Here is a 16,506-nt window from a genome sequence, read left to right on the forward strand (position 1 = left end):
ATCAGTAAAAATAACCACTTTGATAAACAATGATCAACCTATCAGCTTGGCAAACAAGCAATCATTGTAAAGTAAACCCTGTTCGATGACCAATAAAAAACGCCTAACAAGTAGGCGCTATGTAGCTAACGTAATTTGGGCGTTTTAGTATGTAGAGATACGCCAACTAACCGTCAGCATGATGACGCTTTTATTTGCGAGATAACGTATAGTCATCCTCTAAATTATCGTGTTCATCAATCCGTATCAAGTGGTTATCTTGGATATGATATGTCTCGATATTTTTTCCTTCATAGACAATGGTAATTTTGTCATTGTCTTGTCGATAGATACCGGATTCGAGTAGGGGTGTTTTTGGTTTTTCAGGATTATGATAATAACTTGCTTTTAGTACGGAACCATCAGCGAATAGGTTCAATGTGACATCAATACTGTCGCAATCTGTACAAGAGACCATACCGCCATAATCGCCCATCAATGTCGCTTGCAGCATACTGCTTTTTGCTTCTGATCGCTCCATAGAGCTGTCTGCATAGGTATCTTTATTTGACTGAGCAGCAGCAATCAGTGATTGCCCCTCCACCATTTCGCTTGTCTCATCATCACTCGCTAGCTCAGCATTTCTAGCATTGCCATCTTGCAATGATTGTGAAGTCTCTTGCGATTCAGAACCAGTCGACGCGAACGTAGATACCATGTCTTTATCGGTATTGGACGATGCACTATCACAGCCTACGAGTAGCACGCATAGTGACGCTACAAGTAACGAAGGATGCCACCGTTTTACGATAGCAAGCGTAGTAGAGCGAACGGGAGCAAAATATATCATGGTCATACCAAAAACAGTTTTTAACAAGTATTTTTCAAGCTCATCTATACTATCGACAACGTAAAGCCATTGTCAAAGATAAGGATAATAAGGCATGGGCGCGTAGTAATAATATAAATTAAGAACTTGATAGCATTATCTTATATTCAAAATACAGATAGCTTATGAGCAGAAAGCGACAAATATCTGATGCTTATCTGTTTATAAGGTAAGCTGACTAAAGATATCAAAGGCTTGAAAATATCTCTGTGGGCTTTTTGTTGTTGGCCTTATATCTAAAAGGCATAAGTTGGCATTAGCGATACCTGTTGGTATCGCTAATATGGGTTGTAAGGGCGGGTTAATAGTAGACAAAAAAAAGACATTGTATCGAAGATAGCAATGTCTATTTTAAAAGCAGAACTAGGAAAGAAACCTAACGTCTTATTGAGTCATAAGATACTACTTGGAAGATTTTACGATACGCATTAATATCAACACATGTACGATCAGCAGTACACTAAATAGAATCAACGACTGCTCAGGAATACTTAATCCCATAAATGTCCAATCAACAGAGGCACATTCGCCAGATCCTGCAAATACTTCCTTGAATACTTGTAGTATAGGAAGGGTATCAAGCCAATAGTTCAGTCCTGGACCACAAGAAGGTACTTGGTCAGCAGGCAAGTGTTGCAGCCATACATGGCGTGCTGCTACCGCAGTTGCCCAGCCGATACCTACTAGACTACCAAGCCATAGCAGTAGTCTTATCACTTTAGATTTAGGATTAAACAACGCTGATATTAGGGCGAATCCGCCCATTACGATTAGGCCAACACGCTGAAAAATACAGAGCGGGCAAGGTGAAAGCCCTAGATGACGCTGTAAATAAAACAGCGCAAAACTCATGCCTATGATGGCCATTATCACCAAAAATACTTGCAGGTTACGGTAAGTGGTTAGCTGTCGCATTGTGCGGTTACTCTTATGGGTTTATCTATAATAGATGTAGGGTAGCAATCAAGATTAGGCGGTCAAAACTTCACAGTCAGGACTTAGCAATTAATAACTAGCAACTTAGCGATATTGCTGTAAAAATTCCGCAAAGTCTTCTGTTTCAGACTGCTCAATCTCAGCTTGCTGTAAGATAGATTTTTCTGCCAATACTTCGTATTTCGCTTGGGTATTTGGACTAAGTGTCTGCTGTAATAAAGACTCGCGATGCTGCTGAGCCAATGTAAATCCAAGCTGCCATAAGCTGCCTAAGCGTTTGCTATCGGAATTTACTTGTGCAGAGATAGTCGACTCAGAGTGTCCTGCTTTGCCTTGCATCAATGCTACGGCCGCACGGTAATCGTTACCACCGTAGTGAGCATCAAGCAGTGCAGCAAGCGGCTGCATACGTTCTAGATGCGTGAGCATCCAGCTTTCAAGTGACTGCTCTTGACCATTATTGATAATGTGCAAATCATCACGGCGACCTTCATTGACCACACGTTCAAGATTGATAGCGAGCGTGTCTTCTTCTTCAGGTAGCAGGTCTGGTGAGTCACTGAACAGGCAATACAGCGCCATCACTTCCAAGAAGCAAGCACTAGAGAGGCGAATACCAACGTCACTATATGGGTCAAGATCGATAGCACGGAACTCAACATAGGCGATACCCCGACGTTCAAGCGCTTCGGTCGGTGTTTCACCGCTCATCGCAATTTGTTTAGGACGAATAGGGCTGTAGTACTCGTTTTCTATTTGCAGAATATGATTGTTAATTTGTATTGGGTTACCATCTTCGTCTTCTAAGCCAAGCTTAGCAAAGCTTTCGTGCGGTGTTTGAATGGCACGGCGCAGACCATCGACATACTCTGGCAGATAGTTGTAACGGATATCAAGCTGCTCTTGCACGCTATTGGTATAGCCAAGCTTGCCCATACGCAGGCTAGTTGCAGCAGGTTTGTAATAAGTCGAATCATTAAGCAATTCTAAATCGTGCTCACGCCCTGCCAAGAAACAAGGACATACGCTTGGACTGGCACCCAGTAAGTACAAAACAAGGCTGGTCAGACGTTTAAAGTTACGAATCAACCCTAGGTATTTTTCGTTTTTGAACTCTGTCAACGTTTGGCTTTGTGCGGTCGGCGTTTTGGCTTGCCATGTCTCAAACAACGTATCACCAAAAGATAAGTTGTAATGCAAACCAGCAATCGTCTGCATGCGGCGACCATAGCGGATACCAAGGCCACTACGATATAGGGTTTTTAGCTTACCCGTATTAGAGCTACCATAATCAGCTAGTGGGATATCTTCATCTTTAGAAGACAACATGCAAGGCATCGATAATGGCCACATCAGCTCACCTTCAGGTATGCCCTGATAGACCAATACGTGCAATTGGCGCAGCATATTGAGGGTTTCTTTTGGTGAGGATTTTGGTTCAGTGATGAGCTCAAGCAGGCTTTCTGAGTAATCGGTAGTGATAAAAGGGTGGGTAAGTTTTGATCCAAGTTTGGCTGGATGCGGGGTCTGTGCCAAGAAACCATCAGGCTTTACGCGCAGGCCCTCTTTTTCAATACCGCGGAGCATACCCGTTAAGTGTTGGCTATCAAACCAATTAGGGATTTCGAAATTAACAAAGCTACTCGCAAAATTACTCATAATAGTCATCTATTGTTATTTATTATGGCGGATCAAAACACGATAAGCGTTTGTCCATAAAATAGGTAAATGTTAGGTCAATAATTCCGTCAGTTTAGCTCAAAGCTGTCTTGAAAACCACGGACAATTACAAATACGATAAGCTTTAGGCAAAGCGATTTGTGAGGATTTTGACCCTGTTTTTAATACAAATTCATCTCGAATATAGTGTTATTCTGGCCAGACAGTTTGATAAAAAAAGCATCTACCTGAGAGATAGATGCTTTGTTCATTATGCCTACAAGCCATTTGACATAGTATTGGCACACTATCGCATTATCTTAATAATCATAGCGCGACCGCGTCTATTTGGCTTATATAGAGAATGACGAACCGCAGCCGCAAGTGGTCGTGGCATTTGGATTGGTCACGACAAAACGTGCCCCTTCCAGTCCTTCAGTATAGTCAACGGTCGAGCCTTGCAAGTATTGATAGCTTAGCGAATCGACGACTAACGTCACATCACCATTATCAAAATTGGCATCGTCTTCGTTTAGATCGTTGGCAAAGTTAAACCCGTAAGAGAAACCAGAACAACCACCACCTGTCACATAGACACGTAACATAAGATCGCTATCGCCTTCTTCTTCGCGTAGACGGCGTACTTTTTGCGCCGCACTATCGGTTAGGCTTAATACGGTTGGGTCTACTGGCTGGCTTGAGCTTGGGCTAAATTGGTTGGCTGATTCGTTCATATCTACCTCAGTTGCTAGGATCAAATGCGGTCGTCGTCCTGTTTGGGTTTGCAATAGGGTACTTGCAAATAAAGATACGCACGGCGTTTGATTTAATTGGGTGCTGTCATTATGGCAAAGCTATTGGTGCATTATAAGCTGTTTGTACAATTTCAAAATAGTATTTGTGCTACTACAACGTTTTATTGGCTCTATTGATAGTGGGCACTTATCTTTTAGCAGTATATCATAATGGGGGTGCTGATTCGTTTGTCAAGAGTGATGCAACTACTGAATTTTACTAATGAATAGCAGTGTTCCATTTTTGATATTGTGTTTTTTAAAATAACTGCGTCAAGGGGCTAAACCAATAACCAGACTAAAAAATAATAGCGTGTGACTATATAAAACACTACTTAATAATATTAGGCAGTCTTAAAGCTTATTAGTCATATTACGGTATTTTACGGCTATAACCTTTATAATAGTAACAACCATGTATGAGCTCAAGAGTCGCTTGTGCAACTTAAGGTGTTTAGCGTAATAAATACTTAGTTTTGAAATAGTTATTTAATTGTTTGCCTATGGAGCAAGCGTTTGAAATAATAGCCGCCAGTTGGCATACCCTATGTGTGTTTCTTATTGCCCTATACCTATATTATTGTTGAGATGAAGAAATTATATGATCGAATTTAAAGACGTTGGTGTTCGCCGTGATGGTCGTGAATTGTTTGCAGGTGCAAGCTTTCAGCTCCATCCAGGTCACAAAGTTGGACTGACGGGCAACAACGGCACAGGCAAATCTACCTTATTTGCGCTACTACTGACGCAGATGGGTACAGGCGATACAGAGGTCACCCTTGATAAAGGTGAGGTCAGTATTCCTGATAGCTGGCATGTGGCGCACATGGCACAGGAAGTTGGTGCTACGACGCAGTCTGCAATCGATTATGTATTGAGCGGTGATGAGCAGTGGTATGAAATTAATGCTGCACTAAATGATTTGAGCAGTGTCAGTGATGAGCAAATTGGTGTGCTACACCAACAGTTCGATGAAATCGACGGATATCGTACGCCGACCAAAGCAGCACAAATTATGGCAGGTCTTGGTTTTAAGACTAGCCAGCATGAGCTGCCAGTAGAAGGGTTTTCTGGTGGTTGGCGTATGCGTTTGAACCTCGCCAAAACCTTGATGAGCCGTGCTGATTTGATGTTACTCGATGAGCCAACCAATCATTTGGACTTGGACGCTATTCTGTGGCTTGAAACATGGATCAATGTTTATATGGGTTTGGTCATTGTGATTTCGCATGACCAAGCGTTTTTGGACGCGACAGTCGGTCATATCCTGCATGTAGAGCAACAAAAAATAACCCTTTATACTGGTAACTATCAGCAGTTCATTCGTACCCGTCACGAGCGTATGGCGCAGCAGCAGCAAGCGTTTGAAAAGCAAGAAGCGACCAAGGCTCACTTGGATGACTTTATTCGTCGTTTCCGTGCTAAAGCCAGTAAAGCTAAGCAAGCACAGAGCCGTATTAAGCAGTTAGAGCGTATGGCAGAACTGTCACCAATGATGGCTGACAATCCTTTCTCGTTCCAGTTCTACGAGCCTGCAAACATGAGCTCACCGCTGATTGAGCTGACCAACGCAGATATTGGCTATAGTGAGACACCGCTTCTACACAATGCCAATGTACAGGTAACCCCTGACACCCGTCTTGGCTTATTGGGTATGAACGGCGCTGGTAAATCAACGCTGATTAAAGCATTAGTCGGTGAGCTTGGCGTACTAACAGGAAAGTATCGTGTTTCGGATACCTTAAAGCTTGGCTATTTCAATCAGCATCAAATGGATATCCTAGATGCCAAAGCAACGCCTATAGAGATGTTACGTCGCCTAGCAGGCAAAACCTCTGATGCGATGCTACGTTCATTCTTGGGTAGCTTTGACTTCCGCGGTGAGCGTATTGATACACCAAGCGAGCTATTCTCAGGTGGCGAGCGCGCGCGTTTGACCTTGGCACTGATCGTCTGGCAACGTCCAAACGTCCTTGTACTCGATGAGCCAACCAACCATTTAGACTTGCAAATGCGTCAAGCATTGACGATTGCATTACAAGGTTTTAAGGGCGCAGTGGTACTAGTCTCGCATGATCGAGAATTGATTGCTAATGTCTGTGATGAGCTGTATCTGGTACATGATGGCATCATCGAAGAGTTCGATGGCGACATTGGTGACTATGGTAAGTGGCTAGCAGAGAAGCGCAAGCAAGAGAATGCATCAGATAAGAATACCGGTAAGAAAAAAAGTAAAAAAGAGAGTAAGAAGTTTGTTTCACGTGAAACAGATAATAGCCAAGTAAGCAACAAAGCATCTGATAACTCATCAAAGAGTAAGGCTGCGACGCCTGCACTTAGTAAAGAAGAGCAGCGTAAGCTAGCGGCTGAACAGCGTAAAATGACAGCACCTATCCGCCGCGAGATAGAGGAAACAGAAAAGACACTGGCTAAGATTGATAAGCAGCTTGTGACGCTTGAAGAAAAACTGGCTGATACGGAGCTGTACGAAGAGAGCCGTAAGTCTGACTTGCTTGTATTGCTAAATGAGCAAACGGCGCTACAGCAGCAGCATAGTGATAATGAAGAGAAGTTACTACTATCAATGACGACCTTAGAAGAGATGGAAGCTAAGTTCGCATAAAGCGTTCTAGATAGTTAGTAATATAAGCAGACATAAAAAAGGGATGGCATAAGCCATCCCTTTTTTATTACATTATTCCTTACGATATTTGCCATCGCCGTACGACAGTATTTCCATCGTGGTCGTACAAAGCTGACAGTTTATTTCACCAGCAGCGGCTTTGGATAAATCAAGGATACGACCTCTAATAAAAGGTCCTCTGTCCGTGATTTTTACAACGACGCTCTGCTTTGTCTTTTGATTGGTTACTTGTACCTTCGTGCCGAACGGTAACGTGCGATGTGCAGCGGTTAAAGAGTTCATGTTGAAGATACTACCACTCGCTGTGCGCTTGCCATGAAACTTACTACCGTAATAACTGGTATTGGCAGCGAAAACTGTGGTGCTAAGTAGTAGCGATAAAGTGACAACCAAAGACTTGATTAAATAAGACATTTAATACCTTTAAGCAATTAATAAAATAGACAGATGCTCTTGCCTACGTTATCTATACTCCCTATGAGTATGAATAATAGGGGATTCTACAAGAGCTAGCTTGTCATATTATTACTGTCGTGTAAAAAACTCATGAGGTCAAATAGCTGTTTTTTAAGGAAAAATAGCTATTTTTTAGCAAGAATAATGATGACGTAGGTACTAAAAATAGACTTATAAAGAGTGATTCTCATAAAGAAGCCGACAAAATACTGGAAAGCTAAGAACGTAATATAAATAGGTAATATATAAAGACCAAATCTATCGATATAGCATAATTAACGTTATGAAAGCTCAAATAGAAATAGATAATATAATGTAAAAAAACCTTGCTATATTCTTACTATTTTGTAGAATGCATAAGGTTAAACATTATTCTAGAGTATCTATCAAATACACTCATGATAAGTTTGATTTTTGGTCAAATAATCTATTTTTTATCGTCTTTCGAGGAAGTTTTATGTTGAAAAAAATTGCGTTCGCTTCAGTTGTCGCGGCAATGATTCCATTTAGTACAGCGAATGCTGATCTTGGCTCTAAATTTAAAAAAGTAGAGACTGGTCGTACGATTGAGCAAGTATATAAAGAATGTGGTATTGGTGGCGCTTTGTTCGGTAACTCAAGCCCTATCCTTGCTATTATCTCTAATGTGACTTGGGATTGGGGTACTACCGCTGCGACTTCTAATTCTATGTCTCCTGAAACTTGCCAAGGTGGCAATGTTAGAGCAGCTGTTTTGATCAAAGAAGCATTCCCAAGTGTGGAAAAAGACTTAGCTTCAGGTCAAGGAGCTCATTTATCTGCCTTACAAAGTGTTGCTAACTGTGATTCAGCCGCTAGTGTACGCGCACAATATGGTCAATATACTCAGACTTCTGCCTATCGTACTGCTACGCAAGATCAAAATGCTGAGACGCTATTTAGCATCGTTAAACAAAGCTGTGCTATCTAAATATTGAAAGTATTAGGTATTAAATTTTTAGTTTAATACTCAAACTTTTAATGTTTTAATGATAAAAACACGTAAACCTAGTGCTTACGTGTTTTTTATTGCTCATGTATTTATGGTATCTAAATAAAATGCAAAAGATGTTTTTATGGGTGGCCTGTTTGTCTGCAATGACTATTTGCAACGCAGAAGTTGATGAAACGAAAGCCTATGCTGTAGCGCCCGTAACAGTAGATAAATTCTCTTCTAGTAATGATTCGGCTATCGCAGCAGACTTGGCTTTAAGTGATCCCGAGAACTTGTCAGATACTGTGCAAAGCGTACAACGACTCAATGAAGCGCAGGTACAGGAGCAAAACTGGAACTCTCAAAAAGATACCGCTATTGACCCCATAAGACTAAAATCATTGGCTAAGCACTCCCAGTGGCAACATTTATTGTTTTATAAAAATGGCAAGGCTGAAGTCATCTCACCATATTTTTATTTAACCAATCCTAAGCCTCGTTCGAAACGTAATTTTGATCCCTATGCAGAGCTTATAGCAACGATAGAGCAAATAAATAATGAGGGCGTAGTTTGTAAGTATCCAGCCAGATATTTATGGCTTAATCACCATTTACCAGAGCTGAACGTTGATCTCAAAGACTGCTCAAAATTACCTGATGCAAATCAAGAAATAAGCCTTATCCTAGTAAGCAGCTACCTAAAAAACCCAGCTTCTTCATTTGGTCATGTACTGGTCAAAACCAACACGCCTATAGATAATGCAAATAATACGAACAGTGATGTCAGAGAGTTATCTAGCGAGGACTTACTTAATAACTCATACAACTTCGGTGCTCGTATTCCAGAAAATGAGAACGGTGCGATGTATGCGCTAAAAGGACTATTTGGGTTTTATGATGCTGGGTTTTCAGAGACGGAATTTTTTAAACAAGACGCGGTATATTCCAAGAACGAGCAACGTGATATGTGGGAGTACGTGCTCAATCTAGATACCTTTGAAACACAATTATTGAACTATCATTTGTACGAAGCAAAGTCTGCTCGATTTGACTATTATTTTATCAAACAAAATTGTGGTTATCGCTCAGGAGAGATGCTTGAGCTGATAAGCGACATAAAAACGACTGAGCGAGTAGGTCCTTGGTATGCGCCAGATTATGTATTCGATCAGCTATTAGAACACGACAACGGCGCTGATTTCTTAGTGTCTTCAGTACGCTATTTGCCCTCTGAACAAACGCAACTGCGCGAGAAGTTTGTACAATTATCTAAGCCAATACAAGCCATCATAAACTCTGTCATTCGTACAGAAAACACTGCCCCACTTGCTACTTTAAACGCGGACGATAAGGCAGTTGCGCTTGATTTTCTGATCTTACATCGTACTTATAAAATCACACAAGACAAGACACTGAAGCAGCGAGCTTTCAAAAGCGAATTGCTCAGTCAGCGTTTTGCGCTACCAGCTAGCAATGGTTTGGCTCAGCTGACTGTACCGAACAAACCCTCTCCAGCATTGAGTAACAAAACCACGCAGACTACCGTCGTTTTATCTGACGAGAGGGCAGAAGTTGGTTTATCGTTATTTGTAAAAGACCCACTTAACGCTCATACAGATATTGATAAACGTTTTGAAGCCGTAAAAGCGTCACTGGGTTATAGCTTTGATGTGCATCAATGGACATTGACGGATTTCGTATTTTTAGACATGCAGCAGATTGAAGATCTTAGACAACCGTTATCAGGCGAACCTAAACTGTCTTGGCAACTGAAAACAGGCGCTCGTACAGACATGTTTACTGGCAAGCGACATAGCCCTTACGCACAAGCTGGCGTTGGCGCAGGCGCTAAGTTTGGTAAGCATATACTTGGCTATAGTATGGTCAATGCGACGGTCCATGATCAAGATAAACACGCAGATATCGGTATTGAGCTTGGCTTACGTATGAAACGTAATAACCAAAGTGCTGAATTGTCTTACGTCACTTCAAAGCGAGAAGGGCGCGCTGCTATTGATTTTACCAAATTGACATTACGCCAGCAGCTATCAAAGAATAACGACGCCAGACTTATAATGACATATTCAGACACTGTGATGACCAATAATAGCGTAGTGTTAAGTGATTCAAATACGATAGACGCTGCTATCGCTTGGCATCACTACTGGTAATATTTATATAACGGTGTTTGTTGTAATTATTGTTATGATGATAAGTAGGCTACAAAAATTGCTATAGCAAAATCTAGTAGCTATTTATACCGTATCGTTTGAAATTGGCAGACTGATACCACTAATATGTTTTTATTTTGGGGAAAATAACATGGCAGAGAAAAACTACTATGACATTTTAGGGGTCAAAAAAGACGCCTCAGACGCTGATATCAAAAAAAAATACCGTAAGCTTGTTCGTCAATACCATCCCGATGTCAGTGATCATCCAGACGCTGATAATAAAATTGCAGAAATAAACAATGCTTACGAAACGATCAGAGATAAAAACAAGCGCGCCGAATATGACGCTATGCTCAATAATCCGTTTGCAGGTCAAAGTAGATCAAGTGGGTTTGGTGGCAATGGGCAAACTGGTGCGGGTCAAGGTGGTTTTCGCTGGGAAGATATCAAAGATCAGTTTGGTGACGGTGAGGCCTTTGGTGATGGTGGTTTCCGCTTCGATGATATCTTTTCAGCATTTGGTCGCGGCGCACGTGGGTCAGCTGGTGAGCAGACGGATGGTCGCTCTCAAAGCAGCGGCTTTGATCAGTTTGGTGGTGGCTTTGGGACGCAAGATAGCAAAGGTCAGGATCAGCATGCCGAGATTACCGTTGATTTGTCTTCAGTCTATAGTGGCGACGACTATAGTATTAAGCTAAACGTCCCTGTTCGTCAGCCCAATGGTAATGTCGACTACGACAATAAAACCCTTAAGATAAAAATTCCTAAAGGTATCACTGACGGTAAGCAAATTCGTTTGGCAGGGCAAGGCGCTGCTGGTAGCAGTAATGGCAAAAATGGCGATTTGTTTTTGAAGGTTAAAATTCGTCATGATGCCAATATTCGTATAGAAGGCGCAGACGTTTATCAAACCGTGAATATTGCACCGTGGGAAGCAGCATTGGGTGAAAAAATCAACATCAGTACGCCAGCGGGTACGCTTGGTGTGACCATTCCTAAGAATAGCAAGTCTGGTAGCAATTTACGTCTTAAAGGCAAAGGTATCCCTGCCAAGGAAGCAGGTGATTTGTATCTAACTTTAAATATCGTCAATCCTGATGTCAGTAGTGATGTGTTGAGACAGGCTTATGAGCAGCTAAAGCAAGCCTTTGCTGATACCAATATTAGTCGTTAAACAAGATTATGAACAACCATTACTTATTACTGAAGTAATAAACGAATAGCAGAGATGAATACGATACCGATGAAATAAAGAGAAAACGAGGATAATAGCTATGAACCACTCGACTGAATTTACAGACATCATCATGAGCTTAGATGAACTGGTCTCTGCCTGTGGCCAAGAGCGCCAATGGGTCATCGAATTAATCGAAGAAAATATCATTGAGTATGATGTACCAGAGCATGAAAAATTTACTGGTTATCAGCTGACGACAGTGCGCCGTGCATCGCGTTTGAGTCGTGATTTTGAAGCCAGCGTACCAGCAATTGGTTTGATACTTGAGCTGTTAGATGAGGTTGAGCAATTGCGTCAGCTCAAGCACCAACTAGCGCAGTCAACGCCCGTTATAGAAGTGAATATTGAGGATAAATAATTAATGGGAAGATTTTATCCTATTAGAAAAGTCGACTTACTTCTAGCTGTGAGTCTCTTCGTAGGAAGTTGCGTATTAATAACGACATATCCTGATATGAGCATCCCTAAGGAGAACGAACTTCATTATTATTCTGGCAAGCTAGATGTTCTAAATGTAAGAACAGATCACAATTCAAAGTCGACAGAGCAGTACTTGGCTTTTTACGATAAAAAAACCAAAACAATACTGGAGTTTTCCTGCGCATATTCACAAGCATTTTTTGGTACATCCGATCGTAGCTGTGGTTCAAGCAATGATTTTGAGCCCTATGTTGGTAAGATGGCAACTATTGGATGGTATAGACAATACGGTATTTTAGGGTATACAAATAATAGGTTACAGATGGTTACTCTAAAATCAGGTGATAAAGTTATTCATAGTTATGAAGACACTATGATGGAAGTCAAACGTCATAAGACAACATTGAAATATTCAATATTTTTTACTGCGTTATTATCTATGTTGACGTATTGGATGCTTGGTAAACTGAATCAATGAACATCAAAAAAGGGCCCGCTAAAGGCCCTTTTTTCTATTTACAGAAACTGCTTTGCTAAAAATTAACGTGAATAAGTAGGATCAGCTGCTGCGGTAAATAATACATCAGTTGAAGAGTTCAAGGCAGTCTCAGCTGAATCCTGAATCACACCGATGATAAAGCCAATCGCAACTACTTGCATCGCGATATCATTTGGAATGCTAAATAAGCTAGCAGCGAGTGGAATCAATAGCAACGAACCACCAGCAACACCAGAAGCACCGCAAGCACTAATCGTAGCAACCAGACTGAGTAGCAGCGCTGATGCAAACGTCACTTCGATACCCAACGTATGAGCAGCAGCAAGCGTTAAGACATTAATGGTAATCGCAGCACCCGCCATATTGATAGTGGCACCTAGTGGAATGGTCACCGAATAAGTGTCTTCATGCAATCCAAGCTTACGGGCAAGGTTCATGTTGACTGGAATATTGGCCGCTGAACTGCGTGTAAAGAAGGCAGTAATTCCTGATTCGCGCAGACATCTGAATACGAGTGGATAAGGATTTTTGCCCGTTTTAATAAGGACGATAAGCGGATTGGCGACCAACGCAATGAATAACATACAGCTGATTAATACCATTAAGATACGCGCGTAGCCTGCCAAAGAAGCAAAGCCTGTCTCAGCAACCGTGCTAGCGACTAGGCCTAAGATACCAAATGGGGCTAAAGCAATAATCCATTTAACCACTTGTGAGATGGCATCAGCAAAATCACCGACAACATTGCGAGCAGTATCACTGGCTTGGCGCAATGCAAAACCGATAATAATTGCCCATGCTAAGATACCAATGTAGTTGGCTTCAGCGATTGCATTGATAGGGTTAGCGACCAAGTTCATGAGCAAGTTCGTCAAGACTTCTTTTAGGTCAGCAGGTGGTACTTGTGCAATATCGGCGTTGATCAAGACCAGCTCGGTCGGGAACAAAAAGCTGGCACCGACTGCCGTTAGTGCTGCCAAAAAAGTGCCGAACATGTACATGATAAGCACCGGCTTTACGTAGACTTCATTGCCACTGCGATGTTGACTAATGGCTGCCATAACCAGAATAAATACTAGAATGGGAGCGACTGCTTTTAGTGCGCCGACAAAGAGTGTACCAAGCAACCCTATGGCGGTGCCGATACTTGGCGCCAGCCAACCAATCAATACCCCTAACACCAAACCAATAATAATAAGCGGCACCAGCCCTATACGCTGATACATCGCAATTAATGAACGCATCTGTACACCCTCAAGTCCGTTAAAAGTAAGTGAATTGTCACAACAGAAAATTTATCGAAGGATGGTAGCATTTTTTGACATATTCGCATACCGCTCATAGCAGTAGCTACTGTGCGCAAATGGAGAGTTAGCAGAGTTATATAATCAGTATAAAAAAGAATGCAGCACTTATAGGCAAGGGCTAGCTACTCAGAATACCTCATTTATAGGAGAGTAAAAGCAGCGATATAGGTAGTAATATATAGGTTAGGAAGAGATTTCGCTATGAAAGGTAAGAGGGAAATAAACGGCAAAGCTACACTTTAAAGTGGGTCAGATTGTGACCTAATTGCTGGTAGGCTTTATATTTATTGCGACCTTCTTGGGTACTTGTGGCATCAGGTAGAATCAGCTCAAGGACTCGGGAGGGTTTTGAATTATTAGTAGCAGCCATAAAATCGTTGACGGGACGTGTCGTCGTATTGAGCACGATACCGTTAAAATCAGCTGGCATATGATTGCCTAGCAGTACAGGCGCTGATACTTCAGAAGTAGCAACGTTGCTATCATCAGTATCTCTATCATTAGTACTTTTATTGTCATTATCAGAAAGACATTGATGCGGTATAAAACTCGTGGACTCTTGTGCCCAAAGCGCCGTATCTAGATTTGCTAATAATGTCTCATCTTCAATTAAAATCAGCAAAGACTGAGCGCTTTTGTTAAGCGCCGTCTGAGTCAGCTGACAAATAAAGCCCAAGAAATCTTGGGCCTTACTTTCACTTAATACATAAAAACTAATTTTCATAAATGGATTAAGCCATCTCTGCGCTGTTTTTTAGATATTGCATAAACAATGGTACAGGACGGCCAGTGGCTGCTTTGTCTTTACCTGAGTTCCATGCAGTACCAGCGATGTCTAAATGCGCCCATGCTTGACCTTCTTCAATGAAGCGCGATAAGAAGCAGGCAGCAGTTACCGCACCAGCACCTTTACCACCGATGTTTTGCATATCAGCGATTGGTGAGTCAAGCTGAGCTTGATATTCATCATCCAAAGGCATATGCCAAATAAGATCGCCTGATAGGTTACTGGCATTTTCTAAATCAAACAGGACATCTTCATCATTACTAAATACTGCTGAACGAACATGACCTAGTGCAACCACACAAGCGCCAGTCAAGGTGGCAACATCGATGATGGCTTTTGGCTGATAGCGCTGCACGTAGCACAAGGTATCTGCTAGTACTAAACGACCTTCAGCATCAGTATTTAAGATTTCGACTGATTTACCATTCATCGCTTTGACGATATCGCCTGGACGTGTTGCATCACCTGATGGCATGTTTTCAGCACAGGCTAGCGCACCAACGACGTTGATTGGTAGACGAGCTTCGCACAACGCTTTGATTGTACCAAGTACTGACGCCGAACCACCCATGTCAAACTTCATCTCATCCATCGCCGCACCTGGCTTGATTGAGATACCGCCTGAATCAAAGGTTACGCCTTTACCGACTAATACGATAGGTGCGTCGTCATTGGTCGCTTGTACATGGTCATTGCTATTTTTGCTTGCATTTTTAGCTGACTTTTTGGTTGGTAGTTTATCGGCCAATGCCTTTAGACCACTCACTTTTGCGTTGCTAGTGGTGTGCTCGGTAGTGCCTGCATTTGAACTAAATTCTGATTTACCACGGTACTCCATGAGTACCAGTTTACCTTCTTTGGTAGAGCCTTGTGCAACGGCCAAGAAGCAATGCATACCTAGCGCTGACATCTCGTCCTCACCTAGTACCTTCACGGTTAATAGGTCAGGGTAAGTTTTTGCAAGTTCTTGAGCTTGTTCAGCCATGTAAGCTGGGAAGCATATATTGCCAGGTTCATTGGCCACATCACGAGTGAGGCTCTGACCAGCAAATACTGACTGAGCAAAGGCAAGTGCAGGCTGTAGTGACTCATCAGCTAACAGATAGACATCAGTCAATACAGGACTCGCTTGCTCAGACTTATACTTGTCAAAGCGGTAGCTTGCTGCCAACAGATTAAGGGCAAATTGACCAAAATGGTTTTCTTCTAATGCATCACCCAAGGCGACAGTGATAGAAGACACACGCTTTTGAGTGCTGCTATAGATAGTATTGGCGATTTTTTGCAGTATTGTGTTGTTAAACTTATCAGTGTTACCTACACCGACCAACAGCAGTTGAACAGGGTTTTGCTTAGTGGTTTTTTTATCACCTGCCAGCGCATAGTCAGCAACAGTCTCACAGGTAGTGCCCTTGAAATGTGATACTTCAATCAGCTGCTCAATACGAGTGGTATATTCCGTTAGCACAGATTCAGCCAGAATGTTTTTCTTGTCATCGACTAAAACAACCAGACAAGCATCGTCTTTACTTTTGGCTTCTTTTTTCAGGATTTTCTGCGTATGGGTCTTTGGTAAATGCTGAGATAATTTGATATTCATATAGTTATCCTTATTAGAGTTATGAAATTTGCAGGATTTGTATGACTGCTTATACCTGTCATATTATTAGATTATTTGGTCTGTTGAGCAATCACAGTAGTGTAGCATATTGCGATAATTGTGCGCAGTTAGCAAGTCTTAGGTAATACGTTTGAATTATTATGCTGTACTAA

The 16,506-nt window shown here is 41.8% G+C and carries 14 protein-coding genes; 6 read left to right on the forward strand and 8 right to left on the reverse strand.

The genetic code is table 11. The features are described from left to right. Nucleotides 1-190: 190 nt before the first annotated feature. From SJY28_RS03635 to erpA, 4 genes are all read right to left on the reverse strand, one after another. On the reverse strand, nucleotides 191-829 hold the full coding sequence (locus SJY28_RS03635; protein ID WP_379543467.1) for a copper resistance protein NlpE N-terminal domain-containing protein: 639 nt from the start codon (nucleotides 827-829) through the stop codon (nucleotides 191-193). 441 nt (nucleotides 830-1,270) lie between these two features. After that, a complete protein-coding gene (locus SJY28_RS03640) occupies nucleotides 1,271-1,783 on the reverse strand; it encodes a disulfide bond formation protein B (RefSeq protein ID WP_379543469.1) in 513 nt (170 codons plus the stop codon). A 105-nt stretch (nucleotides 1,784-1,888) separates the two neighbouring features. After that, nucleotides 1,889-3,463: a glutamate--cysteine ligase gene (gene gshA / locus SJY28_RS03645; RefSeq protein WP_298810983.1), complete on the reverse strand. Its 1,575-nt coding sequence runs from the start codon at nucleotides 3,461-3,463 to the stop codon at nucleotides 1,889-1,891. 353 nt (nucleotides 3,464-3,816) lie between these two features. Beyond that, nucleotides 3,817-4,197, reverse strand: coding sequence for an iron-sulfur cluster insertion protein ErpA (gene erpA / locus SJY28_RS03650; protein ID WP_057757666.1), 381 nt, complete (start codon nucleotides 4,195-4,197; stop codon nucleotides 3,817-3,819). A 661-nt stretch (nucleotides 4,198-4,858) separates the two neighbouring features. Between erpA and SJY28_RS03655 the strand changes: the two genes are divergently transcribed. Further along, nucleotides 4,859-6,880 carry an ATP-binding cassette domain-containing protein gene (locus SJY28_RS03655; RefSeq protein WP_379543470.1) on the forward strand — a complete coding sequence of 674 codons (2,022 nt, stop codon included), beginning with the start codon at nucleotides 4,859-4,861 and terminating at the stop codon, nucleotides 6,878-6,880. A 72-nt stretch (nucleotides 6,881-6,952) separates the two neighbouring features. Here the strand turns inward: SJY28_RS03655 and SJY28_RS03660 are convergent, their stop codons facing one another. After that, nucleotides 6,953-7,315: a septal ring lytic transglycosylase RlpA family protein gene (locus tag SJY28_RS03660; RefSeq protein WP_057757673.1), complete on the reverse strand. Its 363-nt coding sequence runs from the start codon at nucleotides 7,313-7,315 to the stop codon at nucleotides 6,953-6,955. A 499-nt stretch (nucleotides 7,316-7,814) separates the two neighbouring features. Between SJY28_RS03660 and SJY28_RS03665 the strand changes: the two genes are divergently transcribed. The 5 genes from SJY28_RS03665 to SJY28_RS03685 all read left to right on the forward strand — a co-directional run bounded on the left by SJY28_RS03665 (nucleotide 7,815) and on the right by SJY28_RS03685 (nucleotide 12,618). After that, on the forward strand, nucleotides 7,815-8,306 hold the full coding sequence (locus SJY28_RS03665; RefSeq protein WP_101204686.1) for a DUF3015 family protein: 492 nt from the start codon (nucleotides 7,815-7,817) through the stop codon (nucleotides 8,304-8,306). A 167-nt stretch (nucleotides 8,307-8,473) separates the two neighbouring features. Further along, nucleotides 8,474-10,480: a DUF4105 domain-containing protein gene (locus SJY28_RS03670; protein ID WP_379544915.1), complete on the forward strand. Its 2,007-nt coding sequence runs from the start codon at nucleotides 8,474-8,476 to the stop codon at nucleotides 10,478-10,480. Between the two features lie 151 nt (nucleotides 10,481-10,631). Continuing rightward, nucleotides 10,632-11,657: a DnaJ C-terminal domain-containing protein gene (locus SJY28_RS03675; protein ID WP_379543471.1), complete on the forward strand. Its 1,026-nt coding sequence runs from the start codon at nucleotides 10,632-10,634 to the stop codon at nucleotides 11,655-11,657. Between the two features lie 100 nt (nucleotides 11,658-11,757). Next, entirely contained in the window at nucleotides 11,758-12,078 is a 321-nt protein-coding gene (locus SJY28_RS03680) for a chaperone modulator CbpM (protein ID WP_379543472.1), read from the forward strand. A gap of 96 nt (nucleotides 12,079-12,174) precedes the next feature. Beyond that, nucleotides 12,175-12,618: a hypothetical protein gene (locus tag SJY28_RS03685; protein WP_379543473.1), complete on the forward strand. Its 444-nt coding sequence runs from the start codon at nucleotides 12,175-12,177 to the stop codon at nucleotides 12,616-12,618. A gap of 62 nt (nucleotides 12,619-12,680) precedes the next feature. Here SJY28_RS03685 and sstT read toward each other — a convergent pair whose 3' ends face one another. The 3 genes from sstT to SJY28_RS03700 form a co-directional block, all read right to left on the reverse strand. Beyond that, nucleotides 12,681-13,883: a serine/threonine transporter SstT gene (gene sstT, locus SJY28_RS03690; protein ID WP_057757687.1), complete on the reverse strand. Its 1,203-nt coding sequence runs from the start codon at nucleotides 13,881-13,883 to the stop codon at nucleotides 12,681-12,683. A 295-nt stretch (nucleotides 13,884-14,178) separates the two neighbouring features. Further along, the gene (locus SJY28_RS03695; protein ID WP_379543474.1) at nucleotides 14,179-14,670 is read right to left on the reverse strand and encodes a DNA polymerase III subunit chi; all 492 of its coding nucleotides are present in this window, start codon (nucleotides 14,668-14,670) and stop codon (nucleotides 14,179-14,181) included. A 7-nt stretch (nucleotides 14,671-14,677) separates the two neighbouring features. Further along, complete coding sequence (locus SJY28_RS03700) at nucleotides 14,678-16,333, reverse strand: leucyl aminopeptidase (RefSeq protein ID WP_379543475.1); 1,656 nt, start codon at nucleotides 16,331-16,333, stop codon at nucleotides 14,678-14,680. Nucleotides 16,334-16,506 lie beyond the last annotated feature (173 nt).

This window comes from Psychrobacter sp. R86515 (genome assembly GCF_042466315.1).
Taxonomy (GTDB): domain Bacteria; phylum Pseudomonadota; class Gammaproteobacteria; order Pseudomonadales; family Moraxellaceae; genus Psychrobacter.